The sequence below is a fragment of the Bradyrhizobium zhengyangense genome, from assembly GCF_022012435.1.
Classification (GTDB): Bacteria; Pseudomonadota; Alphaproteobacteria; order Rhizobiales; family Xanthobacteraceae; genus Bradyrhizobium; species Bradyrhizobium zhengyangense.
Window position 1 is genome coordinate 17,591 of the sequence record NZ_JAKLUA010000005.1, and the last position, 26,023, is coordinate 43,613.

23 protein-coding genes and 1 pseudogene are annotated in these 26,023 nt (G+C 63.8%); 9 read left to right on the forward strand and 15 right to left on the reverse strand.

Annotated elements, in window-relative coordinates:
* Positions 1-31 precede the first annotated feature (31 nt).
* On the reverse strand, positions 32-436 hold the full coding sequence (locus L6637_RS17160) for a YciI family protein (protein WP_237862969.1): 405 nt from the start codon (positions 434-436) through the stop codon (positions 32-34).
* 416 nt (positions 437-852) lie between these two features.
* Here L6637_RS17160 and L6637_RS17165 point away from each other — a divergent pair, with 416 nt between their 5' ends.
* The 4 genes from L6637_RS17165 to L6637_RS42800 all read left to right on the forward strand — a co-directional run bounded on the left by L6637_RS17165 (position 853) and on the right by L6637_RS42800 (position 4,931).
* Positions 853-2,517, forward strand: a complete 1,665-nt coding sequence (locus tag L6637_RS17165; protein ID WP_237871510.1) for a methyl-accepting chemotaxis protein — start codon at positions 853-855, stop codon at positions 2,515-2,517.
* 233 nt (positions 2,518-2,750) lie between these two features.
* On the forward strand, positions 2,751-3,539 hold the full coding sequence (locus L6637_RS17170) for an SDR family NAD(P)-dependent oxidoreductase (protein ID WP_237862971.1): 789 nt from the start codon (positions 2,751-2,753) through the stop codon (positions 3,537-3,539).
* A gap of 124 nt (positions 3,540-3,663) precedes the next feature.
* Positions 3,664-4,101 carry a hypothetical protein gene (locus tag L6637_RS17175; RefSeq protein WP_237862972.1) on the forward strand — a complete coding sequence of 146 codons (438 nt, stop codon included), beginning with the start codon at positions 3,664-3,666 and terminating at the stop codon, positions 4,099-4,101.
* A 674-nt stretch (positions 4,102-4,775) separates the two neighbouring features.
* Positions 4,776-4,931: a hypothetical protein gene (locus L6637_RS42800; protein WP_377802949.1), complete on the forward strand. Its 156-nt coding sequence runs from the start codon at positions 4,776-4,778 to the stop codon at positions 4,929-4,931.
* Positions 4,932-5,001: 70 nt separating this feature from the next.
* On the opposite strand, the gene L6637_RS17185 is transcribed toward L6637_RS42800, so the two are convergent.
* The 4 genes from L6637_RS17185 to L6637_RS17200 form a co-directional block, all read right to left on the reverse strand.
* The gene (locus L6637_RS17185; RefSeq protein WP_237871514.1) at positions 5,002-5,421 is read right to left on the reverse strand and encodes a VOC family protein; all 420 of its coding nucleotides are present in this window, start codon (positions 5,419-5,421) and stop codon (positions 5,002-5,004) included.
* Between the two features lie 60 nt (positions 5,422-5,481).
* Entirely contained in the window at positions 5,482-6,018 is a 537-nt protein-coding gene (locus L6637_RS17190; protein ID WP_237862975.1) for an SRPBCC family protein, read from the reverse strand.
* A 164-nt stretch (positions 6,019-6,182) separates the two neighbouring features.
* The gene (locus tag L6637_RS17195; RefSeq protein ID WP_237862976.1) at positions 6,183-7,478 is read right to left on the reverse strand and encodes an RNA polymerase sigma factor; all 1,296 of its coding nucleotides are present in this window, start codon (positions 7,476-7,478) and stop codon (positions 6,183-6,185) included.
* Positions 7,475-7,843, reverse strand: coding sequence for a YciI family protein (locus tag L6637_RS17200; protein WP_057759198.1), 369 nt, complete (start codon positions 7,841-7,843; stop codon positions 7,475-7,477). Before L6637_RS17200 ends, L6637_RS17195 begins: the two co-directional genes overlap by 4 nt.
* A 144-nt stretch (positions 7,844-7,987) precedes the next feature.
* Here L6637_RS17200 and L6637_RS17205 point away from each other — a divergent pair, with 144 nt between their 5' ends.
* Together L6637_RS17205 and L6637_RS17210 are read left to right on the forward strand one after the other, a co-directional pair.
* Positions 7,988-8,953 (forward strand): 2-hydroxyacid dehydrogenase, encoded by a 966-nt coding sequence (locus L6637_RS17205; RefSeq protein WP_237871516.1) that lies wholly within the window; start codon positions 7,988-7,990, stop codon positions 8,951-8,953.
* Between the two features lie 108 nt (positions 8,954-9,061).
* Positions 9,062-11,029, forward strand: a complete 1,968-nt coding sequence (locus L6637_RS17210; RefSeq protein ID WP_338076857.1) for a methyl-accepting chemotaxis protein — start codon at positions 9,062-9,064, stop codon at positions 11,027-11,029.
* 5 nt (positions 11,030-11,034) lie between these two features.
* Here L6637_RS17210 and L6637_RS17215 read toward each other — a convergent pair whose 3' ends face one another.
* A complete protein-coding gene (locus tag L6637_RS17215; protein ID WP_237871520.1) occupies positions 11,035-11,697 on the reverse strand; it encodes a TetR/AcrR family transcriptional regulator in 663 nt (220 codons plus the stop codon).
* A 107-nt stretch (positions 11,698-11,804) separates the two neighbouring features.
* Here L6637_RS17215 and L6637_RS17220 point away from each other — a divergent pair, with 107 nt between their 5' ends.
* The gene (locus L6637_RS17220; RefSeq protein ID WP_237871689.1) at positions 11,805-12,449 is read left to right on the forward strand and encodes a glutathione binding-like protein; all 645 of its coding nucleotides are present in this window, start codon (positions 11,805-11,807) and stop codon (positions 12,447-12,449) included.
* Between the two features lie 59 nt (positions 12,450-12,508).
* On the opposite strand, the gene L6637_RS17225 is transcribed toward L6637_RS17220, so the two are convergent.
* The 5 genes from L6637_RS17225 to L6637_RS17245 all read right to left on the reverse strand — a co-directional run bounded on the left by L6637_RS17225 (position 12,509) and on the right by L6637_RS17245 (position 18,540).
* Positions 12,509-14,167 (reverse strand): hydantoinase B/oxoprolinase family protein, encoded by a 1,659-nt coding sequence (locus L6637_RS17225; RefSeq protein ID WP_237871522.1) that lies wholly within the window; start codon positions 14,165-14,167, stop codon positions 12,509-12,511.
* Positions 14,168-14,169: 2 nt separating this feature from the next.
* Positions 14,170-16,254, reverse strand: coding sequence for a hydantoinase/oxoprolinase family protein (locus L6637_RS17230; protein WP_237871524.1), 2,085 nt, complete (start codon positions 16,252-16,254; stop codon positions 14,170-14,172).
* Positions 16,255-16,395: 141 nt separating this feature from the next.
* Positions 16,396-17,217: an NAD-dependent protein deacetylase gene (locus L6637_RS17235; RefSeq protein WP_237871526.1), complete on the reverse strand. Its 822-nt coding sequence runs from the start codon at positions 17,215-17,217 to the stop codon at positions 16,396-16,398.
* An 86-nt stretch (positions 17,218-17,303) separates the two neighbouring features.
* Positions 17,304-17,708, reverse strand: coding sequence for a hypothetical protein (locus tag L6637_RS17240; RefSeq protein ID WP_237871528.1), 405 nt, complete (start codon positions 17,706-17,708; stop codon positions 17,304-17,306).
* Between the two features lie 52 nt (positions 17,709-17,760).
* Positions 17,761-18,540, reverse strand: a complete 780-nt coding sequence (locus L6637_RS17245) for a sensor histidine kinase (protein ID WP_237871530.1) — start codon at positions 18,538-18,540, stop codon at positions 17,761-17,763.
* A 434-nt stretch (positions 18,541-18,974) separates the two neighbouring features.
* Here L6637_RS17245 and L6637_RS17250 point away from each other — a divergent pair, with 434 nt between their 5' ends.
* A complete protein-coding gene (locus L6637_RS17250) occupies positions 18,975-19,235 on the forward strand; it encodes a DUF1488 family protein (protein WP_237862991.1) in 261 nt (86 codons plus the stop codon).
* Between the two features lie 52 nt (positions 19,236-19,287).
* On the opposite strand, the gene L6637_RS17255 is transcribed toward L6637_RS17250, so the two are convergent.
* Positions 19,288-20,124 (reverse strand): SDR family oxidoreductase, encoded by an 837-nt coding sequence (locus L6637_RS17255; RefSeq protein ID WP_237862992.1) that lies wholly within the window; start codon positions 20,122-20,124, stop codon positions 19,288-19,290.
* Positions 20,125-20,197: 73 nt separating this feature from the next.
* Positions 20,198-21,351: pseudogene (locus L6637_RS17260) on the reverse strand (solute carrier family 23 protein).
* A gap of 125 nt (positions 21,352-21,476) precedes the next feature.
* Between L6637_RS17260 and L6637_RS17265 the strand changes: the two are divergent.
* Positions 21,477-22,805, forward strand: a complete 1,329-nt coding sequence (locus tag L6637_RS17265) for a dicarboxylate/amino acid:cation symporter (RefSeq protein ID WP_237862994.1) — start codon at positions 21,477-21,479, stop codon at positions 22,803-22,805.
* Between the two features lie 238 nt (positions 22,806-23,043).
* On the opposite strand, the gene L6637_RS17270 is transcribed toward L6637_RS17265, so the two are convergent.
* Both L6637_RS17270 and L6637_RS17275 read right to left on the reverse strand, forming a co-directional pair.
* Positions 23,044-24,636: an ABC-F family ATP-binding cassette domain-containing protein gene (locus tag L6637_RS17270; protein ID WP_237871532.1), complete on the reverse strand. Its 1,593-nt coding sequence runs from the start codon at positions 24,634-24,636 to the stop codon at positions 23,044-23,046.
* Positions 24,637-24,771: 135 nt separating this feature from the next.
* A complete protein-coding gene (locus L6637_RS17275) occupies positions 24,772-26,019 on the reverse strand; it encodes a metal-dependent hydrolase family protein (protein WP_237871534.1) in 1,248 nt (415 codons plus the stop codon).
* Between the last annotated feature and the right edge of the window lie 4 nt (positions 26,020-26,023).

The following is a 26,023-nucleotide window of genomic DNA, read 5'->3' on the forward strand; positions in this document are numbered from 1 at the left end:
GATGGACGAAGCCGCGAAGTCTTGGCGGCGGCTAGTTCTTCAGGTTTTCGAAGCCGGCAGCGGCTGCCTGCACGTCAGGGGGAAAGTCGGACATCTCCTGCACCTGGCGGATCTCGATGATTTCATTGGCGGAGGCCGGGCACTTCTTCGCCCACGCAATCGCCTCCTCGCGCGAGCCGACCTCGATCATCCAGTAGCCGCCCAGCACTTCCTTGGCTTCGGTGAAGGGGCCGTCGGTCACGACAGGCAGGCCGGTCGCGAACGAGACGCGGGCGCCCATCGACGGCGGATGCAGGCCGTCCAGCGTGATCAGCACGCCGGCATCCTTCAGCGCCTCATTGTAGCGCATCATCGCGGCGACGCGTTCGGGATCGAGTTGCACGTCCGCCGGCGCGGTCTCGTAGCCGAGCGGGATCATCAGCATCATGAATCGCATGCGGTTCCTCACCAAAGCGCGCCTTCTGACCCGCGCTCACTTCTAAGACGAACGACCTTCTCCGAGGCCGACATGGCCGCGAAAATTATTGCGGACGTCACGGTCCGGAACCGGCACGGCGCATGGGCGGAGGCATCCGTGCGGGCCCCGCCCCAGGCCCGCGCTGCGTCAACACGCCGCGCAAAATAATGCCAATGGGTCCCGTACAAATACGTGTCGGCCAATGAATTCCGCCGTGCATATGAATCGGGAACGTGTGCTTGCTGAAGGACATGGCCACAGCACGTCCAACTGCGGAGCCGATGCGGCTCATGGCAAGTGTTTACGGTTGCTCAAGAAGCCCATGCAACTTTTCGGAACAAGACAAACGGTCTGGCAATCCAGCCGATTCGGGTTGGGAACGTTGCGGAGCAAACGTGTTCAATTTTCAAAGCAAGAAGGTGAGGCACGCGGTCGCAGAGGTCGAGGCGCTCGATCGGTCGCAGGCCGTGATCGAGTTCGGTCTCGACGGCACCATCCTCGATGCCAACGAAAACCTGCTGAAGATGAGCGGCTATTCACTCGCCGAGATCAAAGGCAAGCACCACAGCATCTTCGTCAGCCCGACCGAGCGCGAGAGCGCCCGCTATCGTGATTTCTGGGCCAGCCTCAATCGCGGCGAGTTCCAGACCACGCAGTACAAGCGGTTCGGCAAGAACGGCAAGGAAGTCTGGGTCCATGCCTCCTACGCGCCGCTGCTCGACGAGAACGGCAAGGTGGTCTCCTTCATCAAGTTCGCCACCGACATCACGGCGTACAAGATCAAGACCATGGAAGATGCCGGCAAGATCGCGGCGATCAATCGCGCCCAGGCCGTGATCGAGTTCCAGGTCGACGGCACCATCATCACCGCCAACGAGAATTTCCTCGGCGCGATGGGCTATTCGCTCGACGAGATCAAGGGCAAGCACCACAGCATGTTCGTGACGCCGGAGGACCGCGCCAGCGCGGCCTATGGCGCGTTCTGGGCCAAGCTGAACCGCGGCGAGTTCGAGGCCGCCGAATTCAAGCGGATCGCCAAGGGCGGCCGCGAGATCTGGATTCTCGCCAGCTACAATCCGATCCTCGACGAGACCGGCAAGCCGTTCAAGGTGGTCAAGTTCGCGACCGACATCACCGCACAGAAGATGAAGGCCGCCGACAATGACGGCCAACTCGCCGCAATCCAGAAATCGCAGGCGGTGATCGAGTTCAACATGGACGGCACGATCCGCACCGCAAACCAGAATTTCCTGAAGGCGATGGGGTATTCGCTGGCCGAGATCAAGGGCCAGCACCACTCGATGTTTGTCGAGCCGAGCGAGAAGAACGCGCCGGCCTACCGCCAGTTCTGGGAAACGCTTGGCCGCGGCGAATTCCAGGCCGCCGAATATAAACGCATCGCCAAGGGCGGACGCGAGATCTGGATCCAGGCATCCTACAACCCGATCCTCGATCTCAACGGCAAACCCTACAAGGTGGTGAAATATGCCACCGACGTCACCGCGCAGGTCATCGGCCGCAAGAAAGCCGACAATGCGCGTGGACTGATCGAGGCGGTCGCGGCCGGCAGCGAAGAAATGAGCGCATCGATCCGCGAGATCTCCGAAACCATGGCGAAGTCGCGCGAGAACTCCAAGGTCGCGGCCTCCAGGGTCGAGGCCGCCGACGGCCAGGCGCAGAGGTTGAATGCGGCCGCGCAGGCCATGAGCGGGATCGTCGAGATGATCGCCGGCATCACCAGCCAGATCAATCTGCTGGCGCTCAACGCCACGATTGAATCGGCACGTGCAGGCGAAGCCGGACGGGGCTTCGCGGTGGTCGCCTCCGAGGTGAAGAACCTCGCCAACCAGGCCAAGCAGGCCACAGACACCATCACCTCCGAAATCGACGCGCTGAACACCATCTCAGGCGACGTCGCTAGCTCGCTCACTGCGATCAAGGCCGCGATCGCCGGCGTCAACGAGTTCATCGCCACCACGGCCGCCGCGGTCGAGGAACAGAGTGCGGTGACCGCGGACATGTCGGCCAACATGCAGCGGGCATCGGCGGAGCTGGCTTAAGGCGCTCGCTGTTTCGCTATCCCCGTCATCCTGAGCGCTCGCTGTCCCTACAGCGTCATTGCGAGCGTAGCGAAGCAATCCAGAATCCCTGCATAGTAAAGACTCTGGATTGCTTCGCTACGCTCGCAATGACGGAGCGGATCGATCAACATAGCCCTTCCTCACCGGCGCTAAAGCGCAGTAAAAGGAGCGCGCGCTCACGCGCCTCTCTTCTACACAGGACACAACAATCCATGCCGCAAGCCCCACAAAAAGTCGCCCTCGTCACCGGAGCCGCGCGTGGCATCGGGCTTGCGACAGCCAAAAAATTCCTAGCCGAGGGCTGGCGCGTGGCGATGCTCGACATCGAGGGCGAATTGCTGAGCCGCGCGGTCGCCGAGATCGACCGGAGCGAGGCGACGCTGGCACTCACCTGCGATGTCTCGGACGCGACCGCGGTCGGTGCCGCAATGACGGCGCTCGAGCAGAGCTTCGGCCGGCTCGATGCCCTGGTCAACAATGCCGGCATTGCCGTGTTCGCGCCGCTGATGGAGACGTCGGAGGCCGACTGGCGCCGCGTGCTCGAGGTCAATCTCACCGGGCCGTTCCTCTGCACCAGGGCGGCCGTGCCGCTGATGCGCGAGGCCGACGGCGGTGCCATCGTCAATATCACCTCGATCTCGGCCGTCCGTGCCTCGACCTTGCGCTCGGCCTACGGCACCAGCAAGGCGGGGCTCGCGCACCTGACAAAACAGCTCGCGGTCGAGCTCGCCTCGCTCAACATCCGCGTCAACGCGGTCGCGCCCGGGCCGGTCGACACTGCTATGGCAAAGCAAGTGCACACCAAGGAAATCCGCGCGGACTATCACGACGCCATCCCGCTCAACCGCTATGGGCTGGAGGAGGAACTGGCGGAGGCGATCTACTTCCTGTGCTCGGAGCGCGCGAGCTACATCACCGGCCAAATTTTGGCCGTCGATGGCGGTTTCGATGCCGCGGGCATCGGCCTGCCGACGTTGCGAGGGCAACGACGGAACGGGTAGGCGCAGACTTGTCGGGTGGACAAAGTCGCGATGCGCCGTTCCCGCCATCGTCACAGGAGTTGCTGTGACAATGGTGGGCACGCTACGCTATGCCCACTACGAAACCGAGTTGGTGGAGTGCTTCATGCGACGCGTCACCTTCTTCAGTGCCCTGATGCTCGCATCCGCACTGTTCGCCTCCGCACCCGCCAAGGCGGAGATCCGCATCATCCAGAGCCCAGGCGGGCAGGTCGGACCGTTCCTTGATCTGTTCGAGAAGGTGCGCGCGAGCGGCGAGCGTGTCGTGATCGACGGTCCGTGCCTGTCCGCCTGCACACTGGTGCTCAGCATCGTACCGGGCGAGCGGATTTGCGTTACCAGGCGCGCCGTGCTCGGTTTCCATGCCGCGCGTTCGGTTGACCGGCGTGGACGCTTCTACGCCGAACCGGAAGCATCCGAAGCCGTGCTCGAAGCCTATCCCGGCCCGGTGCGTGACTGGATCAGCCGCCGCGGCGGCCTCACCTCTCGATTGCTCTTGCTGAGGGGCCGCGACCTCGCCGCAATCTATCCTCGCTGCCGGTGAGGATCAGCGACTATAAGGCGCGGGTCATCGCTTCCGCGAGATTGTCGTCGTACGGGTCATTGTCGTTCGCAGCATCGCTCGCGAACTGACCAACGTGATGCCTAGAAGAATCTCTCGATCGTCTGCGCCAGCTCCAAGCTCGCGCAAATGAGCATTCCCCACAGTGCAAAGTTGATTTGTAGCGCCGCCACCATCGGTCGCTCCCTTCCGAGTTACGTCCACCCTGGTTTTTAAACTTTATGAAGGAATTATTAGCGGATTCTCGCGCGACGTGCACAGCCTAATATTGCGCCAGTTGTTGTGCGTTGCGATCCGCTTCATTTCACGAAGCGGCCTCACTGCTCTCGCAATGTGATGCGAATCAAGATTTCAGATTCAGCCTCGCCGGCGGTGTCATTTCTTTGGGTTCCATTTGATTGGCGCGAAGCAGAACGTCCTGCGCAGCTTTTGCCTGTCGTCGCGTGGAACACCGAAAGTCCGGCATGATACGACACATCTTCGTCTTGCTTAGTTTTTGCGCAGTGCTCGTGGGATGCGCGGCCGCGCCGGCGGCGGAGCGGCGATCAATCGCGTGGGACGGGCTCGGTCAGGATCCAAATCGTCCTGCCGTCACAAAGCGTCGCGTTGCCGGTCGCGCAACGCCAGAGACCGATCCTAATCTTGAGAGGCAACGAGTGCTGGCCACGTTGCGTCCTTATTCCGACGCATGGTGGGCGGTGCAGGACGAGATCGAGGCCGAGAACGACAGGCAGCTCGGCTCGAAGCTCGTGATCTGCCCCAGCTGCGTGACACAGCCGCCGAACGAAGAGACGACCGGATCGATCCGCTGACATGCACCCTCCTCTCTCACGGCAAAGGAGAGAGGAAGGCGCAGCGCGGTGTATCAGCGGAACGACACGCTCACATTCCCTCGGCCGGGCAATTCACCATCCAGGGGATGCCGAACTTGTCGACGCACATGCCGAAGCCCTTGGCCCAGAAAGTCTTGCTGAAGGGCATCGTGACGGTGCCGCCGTCGGCGAGCGCGTTAAATTTGCGCTCGCCCTCAGCCGGGTCCATGACCGTGATCGAAATCGAAAAGCCCTGCGGCTTGTGAAAATGCTCAGCCGGCGTGTCGGAGGCCATCAGCACGCCACCGCCGGGCAACGTCATCCGCGCATGCATGATCGTCTTCTCCCGGCCGGGCGGTCCAGGAGGCATGTCCGATGGCGGCGCGTCCGAGAGGCGCATCAAGGCGTCGATCTTGCCGCCGAGAACCTTGGCGTAATAGTTGAACGCCGCTTCGCAGGTGTCCTGATAGAACAGATAGGTACTGAGCATCGCTTCTCTCCTCTTCGTTTCGCTGACCGTTTCCTGCCAGTCCTTGGGCGGCAGTTGGCGTTATTTCTCGGTGAGCTTCTTCAGGCTGGCGAGGCCGACCTCAAAGTCCTTGCCGATCATGGTGTCCATGTTGACGAAGACCTGCATCATCTTGGACATGAAGGGCGCTGGACCGTACATCGCCCATGTGACCAGCGTAGCATCGCCTTGCGGCACAAAAGTGAACTCGGCGGTATTGTGCCCCTCAAAGGGACGCTCGAAATCGAGCTTGATGCGGAGCTTCGACGGCGTGTTCGCCTCGAGGATCTCCATGTGGCCGGCGCCGACATTGTTGTTGCCGTCCCAGGCATAGGTCGCGCCCTTCCCTGACTCGGTTCCACCGTAGGTGCGCTTCATCGCGGGGTCCCGGTTTTCATAGGGGGACCAACTGGTCCAGAAGTGGAAATCGGCGACCATCGGATAGATCGCATCGGCCGGCGCCTTCAACGCGAGCGAACGTTCAACACGGAACGTGTCGGGCTTTGTGAGGGCGAAGACGACGATGCCCGCGATCCCGACGGCGACCACGATGGCGATGATGGCAACAGCTTTCAGCATGAATGGCTCCCTTGATACGGGATTAAGACGAAGGAGAGCCGCGCGGACCGACAATCTGGAAGAGATTTTCTTGCCCGTCATTCCGAGGCACCGGAAGGGTGAACCCGAAATCTCGAGATTCCGGGCTCGGTCCTGCGGACCGCCCCGGAACAACGGCTACGCCGTCATTTCGCCTTCACGCCCTGCTTGGCGCCGCTGTCCTTCGGCTGGCTATCCCGGATCAGGCGATCGATGTGCATGCGGATGTGGGCGGCTTCAGCGGAGGTGTTGGCGAGCGCGATGGCGCGGTCGAAGGCAACGCGCGCTTCGTCGCTGCGGCCGAGCTGCATCAAAAAGGCGCCGCGCACGCCGTAAAAATGGAAGTAATTGGCAAGCTTCGGCGCCAGCGGCTCGATCAGATCGAGCGCGGCCTGGGGCCCGCGCACCTTGGCCACCGCGACCGCCCGGTTGAGCGTCACCACCGGCGAAGGCTGCACGACTTCGAGCGCACCATAGAGCAGGTCGATCTGGGCCCAGTCGGTCTCGTCAGGCGTCGCCGCGCGCGCATGCAGCGCGGCGATCGCAGCCTGGATCTGGTAGGGCCCGCTGCGGCGGTGCCGCATTGCCTTGTCGATCAAGGCGAGGCCTTCAGCGATCATGGTGCCGTTCCACAGGGCGCGGTTCTGGTCCTCCAGCAGGATCAGCGATCCGTCTTCGGCAAAGCGCGCGGCACTGCGGGCATGCTGCAACAGGATCAGCGCCGTCAGCCCCATGATCTCCGGTTCGCTCGGGAACAGGCGCAACAACAGTCGCCCCAGGCGGATCGCCTCCTCGCACAGCGGCTTGCGGATCTCTGCGGTATCGCCACTCGCCGAATAGCCCTCGTTGAAGATCAAATAGATCATCGCGGCGACGCCAGCGAGCCGCTCCGAGCGCTCGACGGCGCCGGGCGTCTCGAACGGCGTCCCGGCTTCCGCGACCTTGGCCTTGGCCCGGGTGATGCGCTGCTCCATCGCGGCTTCCGAAACCAGAAAGGCGCGCGCGATCTGCTTCACGGTGAGACCGGAGACGATACGCAGCGCCAGCGCGATCTGCTGCGTCGCCGGCAGTTGCGGATGGCAGCAGATGAACATCAGCCGCAAGATGTCGTCGCGATAATGCGAGCCGTCGAGACGCTCGGCGAGCGCGCCTTCGGCATCGTCGAGATCGGAGATCGCCTGGTCGTCCTCCGGCAGCGGCTGCTGCTTGCGTGTGCGGCGAACCTCGTCGATGGCGACGTTGCGGCCGACCATGATCAGCCAGGCCGCGGGATCGCGCGGCGGCCCATTCTCCCGCCAGTTCTTGAGCGCGCGCAAGGACGCGTTCTGGAAGGCTTCTTCGGCCGTATCGAGATCGCGGAAATAGCGCAGCAGCGCGCCGACCGCCTGAGGTCGCGCCGAGGTCAGCGCGGTCTCGATCCAGCCAGTGTCGGCCTCGCTCACGCCGAAATTCCTCCCGGCCTGAACACGCCGACGGGACGCACCTCATAGGCGCCGCCGGGATTGGCAGCGCCGAGGTCGCGCGCGACGTCGAGCGCATCGTCGAGATTCTTGCAGTCGACGATATAGAACCCGAGCAGCTGCTCCTTGGTCTCGGCATAGGGGCCGTCGAGCACCAGCGGCGGGTCTTCCTTGCGCAAGGTCGCCGCAGCGGTGGTCGGCAGCAGCCGCGCCACCGGGCCGAGCCGGCCTTGGCTCGTGAGCTTGTCCTGCACCACGGCGAGCTTTTTCATCACGGCTTCGTCCTGGTCCTTGCTCCAGGAGCCGACGAAGTCTTCGTCATGATAGCAAAGGATCGCATAAAGCATGGGCAGTACCTTCCGGGAACGCTTGATTTGAAGACGATCCACTATGCCTCGCCCCGACAGGGCTGCGGAAAAAAATTGCGAGAAAAATCCGTCGGATCGTGCCAAGGAGGACCTGCAAAAGCGGAACCTTATGAGGCACTTCGAATGACCAAGGGCACACTGGCCGTCCTGATCAACAGCACGCAGCAGAATTGGCTGCCGGAGCGCTGGAAGGCCCGGTTCGATGCGGTCTGCGACGGCCGCCGCGTGGTGCTGCTGCCGGATGCCTCCCTCGATCCCGCCGAGGTGCATTACGCCGCGGTGTGGAAGCCGGTGCCGGGCGACCTCGGCTCCTTTCCCAATCTGCGGGCGATCTTCAATCTCGGCGCCGGCGTCGATGCGTTGATGGCCGACAACAGCCTGCCCGACGTGCCGCTGGTGCGCGTCGCGGTGCCTGACCTCACCAACCGCATGACCGAATATGTCGTGTTGCACGTGTTGATGCACCATCGCCAGGAACTGTACCTGCGCCAGTGTCAGCGCGACAAACACTGGGAGCCGAAATATCAGTGGCCGGCGAGCGCGGTGACGGTCGGCGTCATGGGCCTGGGCACGCTCGGCGCCGATGCAGCCGACGTGCTGCGGCGGCTTGGCTTCCGCGTCGCCGGCTGGAGCCGCAGCCCGCGCAGCATCGCGGGCATCGAGTGCTTCCACGGCACCGCCGGGATGGACGCGTTCCTGCGCAAGACCGACATCCTGGTGTCGCTGCTGCCGCTGACGCCGGACACGCACGGCATTCTCAACCGCGAGGTCTTCACCAAGCTCAACCGCACAAGCCCGCTCGGCGCGCCCGTGCTGATCAATGCCGGCCGAGGCGGTCTTCAGAACGAGGCCGACATCCTGGCCTGCCTCGACGACGGCACGCTGGGCGCCGCCTCGCTCGACGTTTTCGTGCAGGAACCGCAGCCCGCGGACAGCCGGTTCTGGACCCATCCCAAGGTGGTGCTGACCCCGCACAACGCCGCCGACACCGACGCGGACGCGATCTCGGCCTACGTCGCCGAGCAGATCGAAAGGTTTGAGGCCGGTGAGGCGCTGGAGAATGTGGTGGATCGGATGCGGGGGTATTGAGGCCACAGGCAGCCCACCCCGCACCCCACTCCGCCGGTATCCCGTTCACCCTCTTTTAGCGAGAAGTTGATAAGCGTCGTTAATGAACGCGCAACAAACGAGTCGGACATGCGAATGAGCCTCGGCCTCAGGATGCGGATCACGGTGGCGCTGGCCGTGACGGCGGCGGCGACCGCGCTGATTGCCGTGCTCGGCGCCATGTGGATCATCGCGGGCATCATCGACCGCGCCGACCAGCGCGAGTTGCGCAGCCATTATGATGCGCTGCTGTCGCGCATCGCCGAGGAGTCCCACCGCGCCGCCGCCATGAGCACGGTCGTGGCCGCGATGCCGGCGACGCAGGAAGCGATGGCCAAGCAGGATCGCGACGCCCTGATGCGTCTGTTCGGGCCGGTGTTCGCGGCGACCAAGTCGGAGTACGGCGTCGAGCAGTTCCAGTTCCATACGCCGCCCGCGACCTCCTTCCTGCGGGTGCACCAGCCGGCGAAGTTCGGCGACGACCTCTCGAGCTTCCGCAAGACCGTCGTCGACGCCAATCAGGAGCGCAAGGTCATCGTCGGACTCGAAGGCGGGGTCGCCGGGCTCGGCATCCGCGGCGTGGTGCCAATCGCGCAAGCGGGCAAGCATCTCGGCTCAGTGGAATTCGGCCTGACCTTCGGCCAGTCCTTCCTCGACGATTTCAAGGCCAACCGCCATGTCGACATCGCCTTCCATCTCGCCGACGGCGCGGGCTTCAAGCTGTTTGCCGGCACGCTGAAGGGGCAGAGCTTCTTCGATGCCGCCGATTACGGCCGCGCCGCCGGTGGCGATTTTACGGTACGGCAGTCGAAGCTCGACACCAGGCCGGTCGCTGCGCTGCTCGGACCGATCAAGGACTTCTCCGGAAAACCGCTCGGCGCCGTCGAGCTGGTGATGGACAACGCCGATTACGTGGCTTCCGCCGACCGCGCCTGGTGGCTTTCGCTGGGCATTGCCGCCCTCGGTCTGATCCTCGCCGCCATCGTCGGCTACCTCATCGCCCGCGGGATCTCGCGCCCGATTCTGTCGATCACATCAGTGATGCGCGAGCTCGCCGATGGCCATCTCGACGTCGCCATCCCCGAGAGCAAGGCGAGTGATGAGGTCGGCGCGATGGTGAAGGCGGTCGCAGTGTTCCGCGACAATGCCGTCAACTTCAGCAAGCTCCAGGCCGGTCAGCTCGAGGCCAAAGCACAATCCGAGGCGGAGAAACGGCGCGCCTTCGCCGCGCTCGCCGACAATTTCGAGGCCAGCATCCGCGACGTCGTCACCACCGTCTCCTCGGCCGCCGTCGAGATGGAACACACCGCGCGCTCGATGTCTGCCATCGTCGACCAGTCGCGCAATCAGACCCGCGCGGTGTCGTCGGCTTCGGCGCTCGCCTCGGAGAACGTGCAGACGGTTGCGGCCGCCGCGGAAGAATTGTCCTCGTCGATGACCGAGATCAGCCGGCGGCTTGCGCATGCGACCGAGGTGGTGGGCAAGGCCGCGAGCGACGGACAGGCGTCGAATGCGCGCGTCCAGAGCCTCGCAGATGCCGCGCAGAAAATCGGCGATGTCGTCTCATTCATCAATGGCATCGCCGGGCAGACCAATCTCTTGGCGCTGAATGCGACGATCGAGGCGGCGCGCGCGGGCGAAGCCGGCCGCGGCTTTGCGGTGGTCGCCTCCGAGGTCAAGGCGCTCGCGACCCAGACCGCGAAGGCGACGGAGGAGATCGGCGCGCAGGTGACAGCCGTCCAGGGCGAGACATCAGGAGCGGTCGAAGGCATCCAGTCGATCTGCGCCACAATTCAGCAAGTCGATGAAATCTCCGCCGCGATCGCAGCAGCCGTCGGCCAGCAGGGCACCGCGACGCAGGAGATCGCGCAAAACGTTCAGCAGGCTGCCGCCCGTACCGGCGAGGTCTCGCAGAACATCGCCGGCGTTACCGACGGCATCGCCGCGACCGGCACGGCCGCGGAAGAGGTGCTGGTCTCGGCGATCGAGCTGTCGAAACAGTCGCAACGCTTGCGCGATGAGGTAGATCGCTTCCTCGCGCAGATTCGCGCAGCGTAGTCAGCCTACCCCTTAGACCCCACCATCACGTCGATCGCGCCCTTGACGATCGCTTCCAGTTCCTTGCGCGGTACGCGCGCGCGGGAGCGGATGGCGATGGTGTGGACGGTGGCGGAGGCGAGTTGCGCCAGTGCGGCGGGATCGGCGTTCGCGGGCAGTTCGCCCTTTTCCTTGGCACGGCGGAAACAATTGGCGAACGCCTTGTCGAGCTCGGTGAGTCCCTCGACCACCATGGCGCGGATCTCGGGATCGCTGACCGCTTCGGAAGCTGCCGTCACCACCGTGAAGCAGCCGCGCGGGCCGGTCTCTCCGGAGAGATAGATATCGAGCGCGGCGGCGTAGATGCGCGTCAGCCGCTCGCGCACCGGCATCTCCTCGCGAAAGATCTCGACCATCGATGCACGGGCGTCCTCGCGGTAACGCTGGTAGCTCTTGATGTAGAGCTCGCGCTTGTCGCCGAAGGCGCCGTAAAGGCTCGGCCGGTTCATGCCGGTGGCTTCGCTGAGATCGTCGAGCGAGGTCGCGGCAAAGCCCTGCTTGCGAAACAGATCGAGCGCCCTGCCGAGGGCGATTTCGGGCTCATAGGCACGCGGCCGGCCGCGTCGTTTCGGCCCGTCGCGGCGTTCGGGCTTGTTGGCAGCAGTTGGCGGCTTCGATTTTTGTACCATTTCGCAAATTAATCCTTGACCTGCCCCATATTATGCAAGATGGTACAAAAATCAATCTGGCCAGGTTGAGCGACACTCACAAGAGGACTTGCCCAAGGAGGCCCATGATGGATCTTTTTTTCTCGCCGCTCGCCTGCTCGATGGCGACGCGCGTTGCACTCTATGAAGCCGGCGCTGACGCGAACTTTCTCGAAGTCGATTCCCCCACCAAGACTGTGCTGAATGACGGCTCCGACTTCCGCGCTGTGAACCCGATCGGTCTGGTGCCGACGCTGCGCACCGACGAAGGCGTGGTACTGACGGAGAACGCAGCGATCCTGCAATATGTCGCGGACCGTTTTCCGCAAGCCGGGCTCGGCGCCACGCAAGGCATCGAGCGCACGCGGCTGCATCAATGGCTCTGCTTCATCGGCACCGAGCTGCACAAGGGCCTGTTCATCCCCGTGCTCGACCGCAAGGCGCCGCAGGAGACCAAGGCCTACGCGCTGGAGAAGAACCTGTCGCGGCTCGACTATGTCGACAACTACCTGAAGGGTCGGGACTACTTGCTCGACCATTTCAGCGTGGCGGACGCCTATCTCGTCACGGTCATCAACTGGACCATGGCGACGCCGCCGATCGAGCTTTCGAAATGGCCGAACCTGAAGGCGTATTACGAGCGCCTGCGCCAGCGTCCATCGTTCGCAAAGGCGATCGCGGAGGAGTTCGAGCTGTACAAGGCTGAGCAGGCGCGGAGGAAGGCGGCGGCGTAATTTCAGCTCATCAAGACATCGTCCCGGCCGGTGAGGCCGGGACGGATTGCTTCAGTGGCTCATTCCGCGAAGCCGTACACTGCGGCCGCATTGGCTGACGACACGAGACCGCTCTCGACATCATCCTTGACCGCTGCGCGATCGCGCATTGCGGGCGCGCCGATGCCGGCGCCGCCGGGCGTGTGCACCACGAGCCGGTCGTCCGGCGGCACCTGCTGAAAGCCCTTGCCACGCAGCTTCTTGCCGGACTTCAGGCCGACATAGCCAGCCTCGCCGTTCTTGCCGCCATCGCGGCCGCGCGGCGGATGATCGATGCGGTCGAACGCTGCGAGAATGTCGAAGGACGCGTCGACGCCGCTGCCGACTTCAATGATCTGGCCGAGGCCGCCGCGGGTGCGCCCTGCCCCGCCGGAGTCAGGACGCAGCTCCTTGCGCCAGAAGATCAGCGGGGTCTGTGTCTCCGCGATCTCGACCGGCGTGCCGCGCACGCCGCTGGGATAGGCAGTCGCCGACAGCCCGTCCTTCGCAAAGCGCGCGCCCGTGCCGCCGTTCGACGTCACCGCCATCGAGAACCCGTAATTGCCGCCGACGCCGGAACGGGTCTGGCCGCGCACGTTCAGATTCCAAAGGCACGAGGTGCCTTCGGCGGGCACGCGCTCGGGAATGATCTGGCGCAGGCAGCCGAACACGACATCGGGCAGCATCTGGCCGATGATGTGGCGCGAGGCGACCGGCGCCGGTTTCGGCGCGTTGAGAATTGCCCCCGCGGGCGCCGACACCGTCAACGGCGAGAGCGAGCCGGCATTGTTCGGAATCTGCGAGGCGACGACGCAGCCAAGACCGAACACAGTATAGGCCGTGGTGTAGGACAAGGGCACGTTGATGCCGAATTTTGACGCCGCCGACGTGTCGTCGAAATCGACGTGAATGCCCGTATCCGAGATCGTCAGCGTCGCCGCCAGCGTGACGGGCGCGTCGTAGCCGTCGACGACCATGGTGTTGCGCCAGCTGCCCTTCGGCAGCTTGGCGATCTCTGCGAGCACGGCCTCACGCGAGCGGTCGCAGATGTAGTCGCCGAGCTCGTCGAGTGCGTCGATGCCGAACTCGGTCATCATCTCGACCAGGCGTTCACAGCCGACATCGTTGCAGCCGGCGAGCGAATAGGTGTCGCCTTCGGTATCAACAGGCAACCGCGTGTTGGTGCGGATCATCGCCATCAGCGTCTCGTTGACGACGCCCTGGTCGATCAGCTTCAGCATGGGGATGTAGAGCCCCTCCATGAACACGTCGGTGGCATCGGGGCCGAAGCCGATGCCACCGATGTCCATCAGATGACTTGTGCAGGAGAACAGCGCGACGATCTTGCCGTCCTTGAAGCACGGCGTGGTCACGACGAAGTCGTTGAGATGGCCGGTGCCCATCCAGGGATCGTTGGTGATATAGGCGTCGCCCTGCTTCATCGTCTCGAGCGGAAAATGCGCGATGAAGTGCTTGACCGATTCCGCCATCGAGTTGACATGGCCGGGCGTGCCGGTCACCGCCTGCGCCAGCATCCGTCCCCTCAAATCGAACACGCCGGCCGAGAGATCGCCGCATTCGCGCACGATCGGGCTGAAGGCGGTGCGCAGCAGCACCTGCGCCTGCTCTTCGACCACGGCGATCAGCCGGTGCCACATGATCTGGAGGTCGATCAGGCTCGCGCCGTTTGCCTTGCTCATGATCAGGCCGCCTTCCGTTCCATGACGATGCTGCCGGCACCGTCGATATGGGCGTCAAAACTGGTGGAGACGAAAGTCGAGGTCTCGTCTTCCGCGATCACGGCGGGGCCGGCAATGGTCGCGCCCGGCGCCATGTCCTCGCGGCGATAGAGCGGGATCTCGATCACCTCGCCCGCACGGCCGTCGAAGAACTTTCGGCTGCCCGACGCTTTGCCCGCGGGCTTGCGCGCGACGGCGGCAACCGTAGGCAGATTGCGCGCCTCCGTCGTCGCAAGCACCGACCAGCTCAACACCTCGATCGCCGCGCCCGGGATCGGGCGCTCGAACATCGCGGAATAATCCGCCTCGAACTTCTGGCGGAGTCCCGCGAGATCAGCCGTCGTCAGCGGCCGGTTCGGCAGCTCAACGGTGATCTCGTGGCCCTGGCCGACGTAACGCATGAAGGCGGAGCGGCGCTCGCGCACCGGCGCACCGGCCGCACCGGGCTCGACCAATGCGCGCGCTTCGGTCACCATCTCCTGCAAGAGATCGGAGACGGCCTTGGTGTCGAAATCATCGAGCCGAACGTGACGGCTGCGCACCAGTTCATAGGCGATGGGCGCCGCGAGGAATCCAACGGCAGAACCGACACCGGCATTCGACGGCACGATCACGCGGGAGACACCGATCTTCTCGGCAACGCGCGCGGCATGTAGCGGGGCAGCGCCGCCGAAGGCAATCAGCGTGTGCTGGCCGACGATCTCGCCGCGCTCGACCGCATGCACACGCGCCGCGCTGGCCATGTTCTCGCAGACCACCTCGTGCACGGCATAAGCCGCGGTTTCCGCCGACAGGCCGAGCGGCGCGCCGACGTGTTGCAGCAGCGCTTGCTTCGAAAGCTCCGGGTCCAGCTTGATCGTGCCGCCCGCAAAGGCGTCGGGATCGATCATGCCGAGCGCAACGTCCGCATCCGTCACCGCAGGGCGTTGGCCACCACGCCCGTAGCAAGCGGGACCCGGCTCGGAAGACGCACTCTCCGGGCCGACAGTGACGCGCTTCATCGCATCGACATGCGCGATCGAACCGCCACCGGCGCCGATCTCGACCATCTCGATCACGGGAATGCGCACCGGCAGGCCCGAGCCTTTCAGGAAGCGCGCAGCGCGGTCGACCTCGAACACGCGCGAAGTCTCGGGTTGGTATTTCTCGATCAGGCAGATCTTTGCCGTGGTGCCGCCCATATCGAACGACAGCACCTTGCTCTCGCCGAGCCTTGCTGCGATCTGCGCCGCGAAGATCGCGCCGCCGGCAGGACCGGATTCGACCAGCCGCACCGGAAAGCGTCGCGCCGTCTCGATCGAGGTGACGCCGCCGCCTGACGTGACGAGATAGATGGCGCCGCGGAATTGCTCGACCTGCAAAGCATCGGCCATGCGGGCGAGATAGCCGTCGATCAGCGGCTGCACATAGGCGTTCGCAACAGCGGTTGACGTTCGCTCATATTCGCGGATCTCCGGGCACACGGCGGACGACACCGTCACCGAAATGCCCGGCATCTCCTCAGCTAGGATCGCAGCTGCGCGGCGCTCATGGTCGGGGTTGGCATAGGAGTGCAGGAAGGCGACGGCAACGCTCTCGACCTTCAATTCGCGCAATTTCGGCGCGAGTGCGCGCACTGCCGCCTCGTCCAGCGGGAGACGGACGGCGCCATGGGCGTCGATGCGCTCGGGCACGGTAAAGCGAAGGCTGCGCGGCGCCAGCGGCTTCGGCTTGTCGATGGTGAGGTCATACTGGTCGTACCGGCTCTCGGTGCCGATATCGAGCACGTCGCGAAAGCCTTCGGTCGCGATCAGGGCCGTCTTGGCGCCACGCCGCTCGATGATGGCGTTGGTGGCCAGCGTCGTGCCGTGAATGAAGACGTCGATGTCGCTGATATGCGCACGTGCGTCGATCAGAATCAGACGCATCCCGTCCAGCACCGCCTGTTCGGGCCGTTGCGGCGTCGTCAGCACCTTGCGGGTTTTGCGCACCTCGCCCACATCAAGCACGATGTCGGTGAACGTGCCGCCAATATCCACGGCAAGCCGCACTTCGGCTCCCTCAAACATTCCAAATCTCTCCGTGCTGATCGTCAAATCGGGATCGAAACCGCAGCAATTTCCATACCAGCGACGGCCCAATTGGTGAAGCCGGTAGGGCCGGTTTGCGTGGCACCTATGCGAGAGCAGAGTGCTCGCGGAGCTCCCGGATCAGAGCAGGAATGCCAGCGCCGCTTCACAGCGCTCCTCGACCTTCAGCGTCAGCAGATCATCGGCGCGGGTGCGGCCGAGATTGACGGCGGCGATCGGGATCTGCCGCTCTGCGGCAGCCTTCACGAAGCGGAAACCGGAATAGACCATCAGTGACGAGCCCACGATCAGCATGGCGTCGGCCTGCGCCAGATGATCCTGCGCCGTCGCGACCACGTCGCGGGGGACGTTCTCGCCGAAGAACACGACGTCGGGCTTGAGGAGGCCGCCGCAGGCCTCACAAGCTGGCACCTTGAATGACGAAAAATCCGCGTACTCCAGGTCGGCGTCGCCGTCGGGCGCATCAGCAGCATCGAGCGTCAGCCATTCCGCGTTAGCGCGGCCAAGCGCATCCTGGAATTGATTACGCGGCGTCTTGGCCCCGCAGCCCATGCAGCGGACCAGATCGAGCCGCCCGTGCAAATCGATCACCTGCCGGTGGCCCGCCGATTGATGCAGTCTGTCGACATTCTGGGTCAGCAGCATCTCGCAGCGTCCGCTCGCCTCGAGCCGCGCCAGCGCATGATGCGCATCGTTCGGCCTCGCCTGCCCGAACCGCCGCCAGCCAATCAGGCTGCGCGCCCAGTAACGCTGGCGCGTCCGCTCTTCCAACATGAAGGCCTGGAAATTGACCGGCTGGGTCCGCTTCCAGTTGCCATGGCTGTCGCGATAATCAGGGATGCCCGAATTGGTGCTGCAGCCGGCGCCGGTCAGCACGAACAGTTTGTCGTGCCGATCGACGAAATCCTGGAGCGGGTGGTTTGCCAGCGGAGCATTTGCCATGGGTGCAGATGTAGTCGACGGCGCGCGCTTTTTCCAGATCACCGCGCGTCCGCGCCCTTCTCGCCCGGCCGCGAACACGTTACCGGTCAGATCTTGCCGCGATCAGCGTCGTGCCTGTGCTTGTGAAGAAACCGGGCGATCTGCCCGCGGAGCGCCGCTGTATCCAACAGTGTTCCGACCGATCCGGCAGTGTCGAATATTTCCCGTTGAAGGGGCGTCGGCAGAGAATTCCATTGCATGATAACTGCCGCGCCGAGACACCGCAAAACGCGCTCCTCCTCCGCCGCGAGGGCTGCACCGCGCGGTCGCTCCGTCCCTCCGGCGTTGACTGCATCCGCATATTGATCCGCGAGGACCCGCTCGTTGTCCGCGCGCGACGCAAGACTGTCCCGCAGTTTCTCAAATTTGCGGGTATCGTCCCGGCCGGAAGAATTTCTGGCAAGCTCGCCATACTCGGCCGCTCTGGCGCGATACTGTAAGAATTTGAACATGGCGGCTCCATTCGATGAAAGTCTTGCGTGTCGTCCCCATGCCGCTGGCCGGCTATGTCGGCGTCGGAACATTCAGAGAGGCCAGCGGAGCGTCGAAGGTGTATACGAAGCCGCTCTCCGCATAGGTCAATCCCACGTTGCCGTGAAGCTGGCGGCCAAGGGTTTCGATCAATCTCGTTCCAAAGCTGCGCTTTGGGAGCGACCTGATCGATGGACCATCTTTCTCGGTCCAGCTCAGGCGCAAACGCTGCGTCTGCCGATCGATCGTCCAGCCGATATCCACGCGCCCCTTTGGCAACGAAAAGGCGCCATATTTCGTGGCATTCGTGCAGAGCTCGTTGAGCGTCATCGCGACGGCGATGACAGCGCCCGAATTGATCTGGATATCGGGTCCCGAGATCGAAAACCTTGACTCATTGCGATCGTCGAAAGCTTCGATCGCGTTGCGGACAACCGCGCCGAGATCGGCGTTTGACCATCTTGTCTGCAAAAGCAGATCGTGCGCCCGGCCAAGCGCCAATAACCGGCCCTCGATCGCCTGCTGCGCGTGATCCACGCCCTGCACGTTGCGCAGGCTCTGCGAGACGATAGCGGAAACGGTCGCTAGTGTGTTCTTGACGCGATGGTGTAGCTCTTCAAGGATCAACTTTTGCAGCTTGTCGGAGGCCTCCCGCTCTTTGGCGTCGATCCCCGCCCTGGCAAGCAGCCCATTCGCATTGATCTCCGCCTGGGCCAGGAGAAGGCGCAGGCTCACATTCTCTGCCGCCAGAGCGTCCTCGTATGATTCTTTGCCGCCGGGGTGCTGGCCCGTTCGGAGGTCGATCTCGAGCATTGGCGACTATATCACTCGGTTGCTGCCGGACCTGATCAATGGACGGTACCGTCACGAAAGTGGCGACGGCGCGCCTGGCCCGGCTACCATTGTATGAGCATCGAAGCGGCGATCAGCAACACGAAGAAGATCGGCAGCAAGACTGGAGGCACGAGCCACTCACGAAAGCTAAATCCCGGAGAATCCGACATATTGACCGCCTGTTGATTTCGGCGGGAGCGCGATGCTCTCAGTCACCGATAACAGCCGAGGGGCGCGCGGTGATAAATGGCATATAGTGATCGTTCGCCGAATTACGAGATCCGGCAAGAGCTTTACGCAACTATGGACCTCCAACCGCGTTGTATCGCGCGCCAGGTTCTCACCCAAGAGTATGGCAGCTGGGCTTCCCTTGTCCCCGGGCATCAAATCCCGCAACTTGATCGGCCCTTATCATGATCGACTTTCCGAATTATAGCCGCTCATATGACCGGACTCGGCATGCCGTGCGGTTCTGGGGACACGACAGCGCCATCGAGGCCTCGTTCTTCATCGACGAAGGGGCGCTAAAGCGGATTCAACCGAGCGCCCATTCCAGCGAATCAGGATTTCTGGACGCGTTCGATGCCAATCGCGACTTGATATGTGCCACCGCGGCCAGGAAGTATGTCCGCGGCAGCCGGGGCTCCTACGACCTGCTCGCAGGAGATTTCTGAAGCTGCCAGCACGGGCGTGACAGGTGCAGGGGTTTCATCCGTCAAGCCAACTTCAGCTCGACCAGTTCTCCCTGAATTCTGGAAACAGCGTCAGCCCGCCGCAGGCGTAGATGGTCTGCCCGGTGATGTAGCTAGCGTCATCCGAGGCCAGGAAAGCGAAGACCGCGGCCATCTCTTCCGGCGTGCCGACACGCCCGAGCGGAATGTGGCTGACGACGGCGTCGCGCTTTTCGGCGTCGCCTGTCCAGGCCTCGTTGATCGGCGTGTCGATTGCGCCGGGGCCGACCGCATTGACGCGAATGCCGCGGCCGGCAAACTCCAGCGCCAGCGTACGGGTCAGATTGGCCATGCCGCCCTTGCTGATCGAATAAGCGAGATAGCCGGGCTTCGGAATGATCTGGTGGACGCTCGAGCAGTTGATGATGCTGCCTCCTCCGCCGCGGGCGACGAAATGCGCCAGCGCCTTCTGCGCGCAGAGCACGGCGCCGTTGAGATTGACGTCGATGATGCGGCGATAGGCTTCGATGTCGAGCGCCTCGCTCGGCGATTCCTGTTGAAAGCCGGCATTGTTGACGAGACAGTCGAGACGCTTCCAGCGCGCCAGGATCGTCTCGAACATCGCAGCGACCTCCTGCTGATTGCTGACGTCGGCCTTGACGATGACATGGTCGAGCTTGCCGTGGCCGCGATCGCTCGATCCAGTCGTGGCCAGCGCAAGCGTCTCCTCAGCCCTCCCGAGATGATCAAAATAATTGATGGCGACGGTCGCGCCTTCCTGGGCGAGCCTAACGGCAACGGCGCGGCCGATGCCCTGGGAGGCGCCGGTCACCAGCGCATAGCGGCCGTTGAGGCGTGAAGGAAAGGCGGGCGAGAGATCGGTTTGTGGCATGAGTATTCTCCGGGATGCCTCATCATGGATGGAACCGGGATTTTGTTCCACCCTGTTGGCGCATCGCTGGGATTCATTCCGCGTGGCGCGCGATCGGTGAGGTGAGGATCTGATACAGGATTATCGCGCCGAAGGTCGCGGTGCCGATTCCTCCGATCGTGAAAGCGCCGAATTTGAGCGTGAGATCGCCGGCCCCTGCGGTCAGCGCCACGGCGACGGTGATCAAATTCGCGAAAGCAAACAGCAGGGTCGAATAGACCTTCGTCGCCGCCATGACGCCGATGTTCTCGGCATAGGTGGTCACGCCGGTGCCGCCGCCACAGGCCGCCAGGATCGTCGCGAGGCTGTTGGCAAGCAAAGCGCGGCCGAGATAGGCATCGAGGCTCCGGCCCGTCATGGCCCCAACGGCCTTGATGTGCCCGAGATTCTCGGCGACGAGGATGACCGCAACCGGCGCGATCAGAAAGATGGCATCGGCCTGGAAGGTCGGCGTGGTGAAGTTCGACAGGCCGACCCACGGCGCAGCCGAGAGCTGCGCGAAGTCGATCGGCTTGCCGAAACCAAGGCCGTTCGCGAACAGCAGGTACAACAGATATCCACCGATCGTCCCCAGGATGATCGGCAGGCGGCGCCACAGGCCAGGCGCGACCACCGCGACCACGCCGATCATCAGATCAGCGCAAGCCCGATCCAGGTCTCGAACGCGTTCGCGCTCACCGCCTTGACCGCCACGGGCGCAAGGTTGAGGCCGATCGCGGCGACCACGGCGCCGGTGACGGCCGGCGGCATCAGACGCTCGACCCAACTGATGCCCGACCACATCACGATCAGTGCGATCACGCCGTAAAGCACCCCGGCGCCGACGATACCGCCGAGCGCGACCGAGATGTTCGGATTCGGTCCGTGCCCGGCGTAGCCGGTGGCGGCGAGGACGACGGCGATGAACGCGAAGCTCGAGCCGAGATAGCTCGGCACACGCCCCGCGACGATGACGAAGAAGATCAGCGTGCCGATGCCGGAGAACAACACCGCAACATTGGGATCAAATCCCATCAGCAGCGGCGCGATGATCGTCGAGCCCGACATGGCGACGCAATGCTGCAGACCCGAGACGATGGTCTGCCCCCATGGCAGCCGCTCCTCCGGCATGATCACGCCCGACGTCTTCAGCTTCCAGCGCGGAAAATAGCCTTGCGATGGCTCGTCCGCGCCCCTTGCGTTCGACATGCTCCCCCCATTGCGGTGCAGCGATTGATGTTCGTGCGATCCGACAAAAATGTGATTGTTGCTTATGATGCGATCATCACATGATGTAAATCATGCAAGATCAATGTGTTCCGGGATTGAACTTTATGACGCAGATCGCGATCCAGCCAGCCGTCCACCGCCGGCACCAGCCCTGGTACAAGATCCTCTATGTCCAGGTGCTGATCGCGATCGTGCTCGGGGTGCTCATCGGCTATTTTTATCCGGACCTCGGCAAAGCCCTGAAGCCGCTCGGCGATGCCTTCATCGCGCTGATCAAGATGATGATCGCGCCTGTCATCTTCTGCACCGTGGTGCACGGCATTTCCTCGATGGGCGACCTCAAGCGCGTCGGCCGCGTCGGACTGAAATCGCTGATCTATTTCGAGACGGTCTCGACCGTCGCGCTCGCCATTGGTCTTCTGGTGGGCGAGGTTCTCCAGCCCGGGCACGGCTTCAACATCGATCCCGCCACCATCGATCCGAAATCGGTCGCGACCTATGTGTCCAAGGCGCATGAAGACGGCATCGTCGCCCATCTGATGGCGATCATTCCCGACAGCTATGTGGGCGCGATCGCGCGCGGTGACCTCTTGCAGGTGCTGCTGGTCTCGATCCTCTCCGGCTTCGCCATCGCCTTCCTCGGCAAATCGGGCGAGCCGATCGCGGAGGCGATCGACAAGGCCGCGAAGATGTTCTTCGGCATCATCCGCATCATCGTGCGCGTGGCGCCGATCGGCGCGTTCGGTGCGATGGCGTTCACCGTCGGCGCCTATGGCCTCGGCTCGCTGCTCAACCTCGCCGCTCTGATCGGCACATTCTATCTCACCAGCATCCTGTTCGTGCTGATCGTGCTCGGCACAATCGCCCGGCTTGCCGGCTTCTCCATCATTCGCTTCATCGCCTATATCAAGGACGAGCTGCTGATCGTGCTCGGCACCTCGTCGTCGGAAACGGTGCTGCCGCAGATGATCCAGAAGATGGAGCATCTCGGCGCCTCGCGTTCGGTGGTCGGCCTCGTGATCCCGACCGGCTACAGCTTCAACCTCGACGGCACTAACATCTACATGACGCTGGCAACGCTGTTCCTGGCGCAGGCGACCAACACGCATCTGACGATCTGGCAGGAGCTCGGCATTCTCGGTATCGCGATGATCACCTCGAAGGGCGCATCCGGTGTCACAGGCGCCGGCTTCATCACGCTGGCAGCGACACTGTCGATCGTGCCTGACATTCCGATCCAGTCGATCGCGATCCTGGTCGGCATCGACAAGTTCATGAGCGAGTGCCGCGCGCTGACCAACCTCATCGGCAATGGCGTCGCCTGCGTCGTCATCAGCATCTCCGAAGGCGAGCTCGACCGCGAGGCACTGCACGAGACCATGGCGCATCCGCTGGAGATCGGCGAAGCGCTGGAGCCCGGCGGTAGCGCGTAGAGCCACGCCGCGAAGATCGAAGCCAGACGCCCGGTTCCCTTGCGGTAGTTTCCCGGAGTAGAATTTTGGTAGGACTGGAGTCACAACACCCGGGTTGGGATCACGGATTGATACTCATCCATTCCACCCGACGCGCTGGGGGCAGAGCGTCGGGTTTTTGAAAATTATCACGCAGTCTGGCTGTCAGTGCTTGCATCGCCCGCGTCGGTCAACGCCGCGAGCCGCTATCATTGTTCCATCAGCCCGAACAATCGGCCAGATCGAGCCGGCGTCTGATCCCGATGGCTTCCAGGAACGCCTCATCGTGACTGACGACGAGTAGCGCGCCGTCATAGGCCCGCAGACCCGCTTCGACAGCCTCGATGGAGTCGAGGTCGAGGTGATTGGTCGGCTCGTCCAGGATCAGCAGCGATGGCAGCGTCGCCCCGCCCAGCACGCAGGCGAGGGCCGCGCGAAACAGCTGGCCGCCGCTCAGGCTGCCGACAGGCTGCAGCGCCGCATCTGCGCGAAACATGAAACGAGCCAGCGCGGCATGGCATTCATTCGCACCTGCCCTCGGATTGAGGCGTCCAAAGTTGTCGAGAATCGAGATCGCAGGATCGAGCAGGCTGACCTTCTGGTCGAACAGCGCGAAGTCCGGCCTGACCCGCACGGTCCCCGCGACGGGGCGCAATTCACCGGCAACCAGCTTCAGCAGCGTCGTCTTGCCCGAGCCGTTAGGCCCGACAATCGCGACGCGCTCCGGACCAACGATGGTGAGCGACAAATCGCGCAACACCGGCCGCTCCGGCTGATAGCCTGCGCAGACACGATCAAGCCAAACCACCTCCCGCCCCGCCGGCAGCCGAGTCGATGGCAGCTTTACAGACAGCGGCTGAAGGATCTCGATGCGCCGGCGTGCAGTGTCGACCGCATCCAACGCCTCCGCGCGACGCCGCTCGGCAATATCTGCGGCCTTGCCGCCGCTATCCTCGCTGCGATCCTTGCGTGCGCCCGCAAGGATCCGTGGCATGTCGCCCCTGGCGCGCTTCTTCCTGCCGCCGCTGTCCTTGCGCGCCTTGCGCTCGGCTGCTTCCTGCGCCTTGCCCTCGATCTCGGACAGATGCTTCTCGGCATGTGCGAGGTCGTGGCTGACGGCGGCGAGCTCGACGGCCTTTTGTGCGCGATAGCTGCTCCAATTGCCGCCATAGCGTGTCGCGCCAAGCGAGGTCAGCTCGACGATGGCGTCCATGGTCTCCAGCAGCGCCCGGTCGTGGCTGACGACGATGGCGCCGCCGCGCCAGGCGGCGAGCAGATCAATCACGGCACGACGCCCGTCGCGATCGAGATTATTGGTAGGCTCGTCCAGCAGCAGGAAGTCCGGCTCGGCAAACAGCAGCGCGGCGAGACGAACGCGCGTGACCTGTCCGCCGGACAGACGGTCCAGTTCCGTATCAGGCGCGATATCGAAGCCGACGCGCGCAAGGGCGGATGCCAGCCTCGTATCGAGAGTCCAGCCGACCTCGGCGACATCCTCGGCCGAGGCCTCGCCGCGCTCCGCCCGGCGAAGCAGCTCCAGAGCATCGCGCGCGCCGAAGAGGTCAACGACCTTAGCGCCGGCGCGCAGCTGGGCGTCCTGCCGCAGCAGCCCGACGGTGCCGTTGACGACGACGCGCCCCGACTGCGGAACGTGCTCGCCCGTGATGACCGCAAGCAGCGTCGTCTTGCCGACGCCGTTGCGACCGACGAGGCCGACGCGTTCTGCGCCGAAGGTCAGATCGATGTTGGAGAGAAGAGAGCGGCCGTCAGGTGTGGACAGCGACAGGCGTGACAGGATGATTGAAGCAGGCATGTAATTCCCCGTGAGCAATGCGGATGGGCGTTGCGACCGGGGTAAAATCCATGGCTGCTGATATCCTTGATGAGAGCCTCGCTCATAATCCGGCCGGGCGGCAAGATCAAGGCATGCCGTCGGCGAGGCCAGCGGCTACGCCGCCAGCCTGTCGAACTGAACCTTTCCCGCCTTCATTACCAGCGGAATGTGCTCGCCCTGCCCGAGCAGGCATGAGACGTCTCGAAGCGGGTTGCCGTCGACCACGAGCAGATCGGCGAGCGCGTCGGGCACGATGCGGCCGAGCTTGCCCTCCATGCCGAGCACCTCGGCCCCGATCACGGTCGCGCTGGCGATGACCTCGCGCGCGCCCTGGATTTCCGCGCGGATGCGGAACTCCTCGCTCTGAAGGCGTTGCGACGGGCCGAGCAGATCGCTGCCATACCCCATCTTCACCCCGGCCTTGCGGTAGATCTCGAGCGAGCGCAGGCCGGCATCGCGGACGTCGGCGATCTTGGCGACGCTCTCCGGCGGCAGGCCGAACTGCGCACCCTCATTGGCGAGCGCTTCATAGGTGATCAGGGTCGGCACCACATAGGCGCCCTTCTCGGCCATCAGGCGGGCGGTCTGACCGTCCACGAGATTGCCGTGCTCGATGGTGCGGACGCCGCAGCGAACCGCGCGCGCGATCGCCGCCGCCGTATAGGCGTGGGCAAGCACATAAGTCTGCCGGCCGTGGGCCTCGTCGACGATGGCGCTGATCTCGTCCTCGGAGTAGCCGAAGGCGCCGACCGGATCGGTCGGCGACGCCACGCCGCCGGACGCCATGATCTTGATCTGGTCCGCGCCCATCTGCAGCTCCTCGCGCACCGCCCTGCGCACGCCATCAACACCGTCGGCAACGCGCGCCAGGGCTCCGACCCGCACGCAGCACGGACAGACGGAATCGCTGGCCAGATAGTCCGAGCGGGCCCGACCATCGCCATGCCCGCCGGTCTGGCTGAGCGCTCGGCCCGAGACAAACAGCCGCGGGCCATCGGCGAGGCCGGTCTCGATGGCCTGCTTCATCGCGTGGCCGGCGCCGCCGGCATCGCGGACGGTCGTAAAACCTCGCCGCAGCATGCCCTTGAGAATCAGCGTCGAACGCAGCGTTACCAGGACGTTCGGCATTTTTGCCTGCGCCGCCAGGTTGAGTTCGATCGCAATCGTATGGACGTGGAGGTCGATCAGGCCGGGCATCAACGTCTTACCCTTGAGATCGATCGTTCGATCTGCGGTGGCCTGGATCGGACGGTCCGAGACCTCCTTGATCACGGTATCCTCCACCAGCACATCATGGCCCATCAGCAATTCGGGCTGGAGCGGATCAAGCAGCGCGGCGTTCTTGAAGAGAGTGCTTGGCATTGAG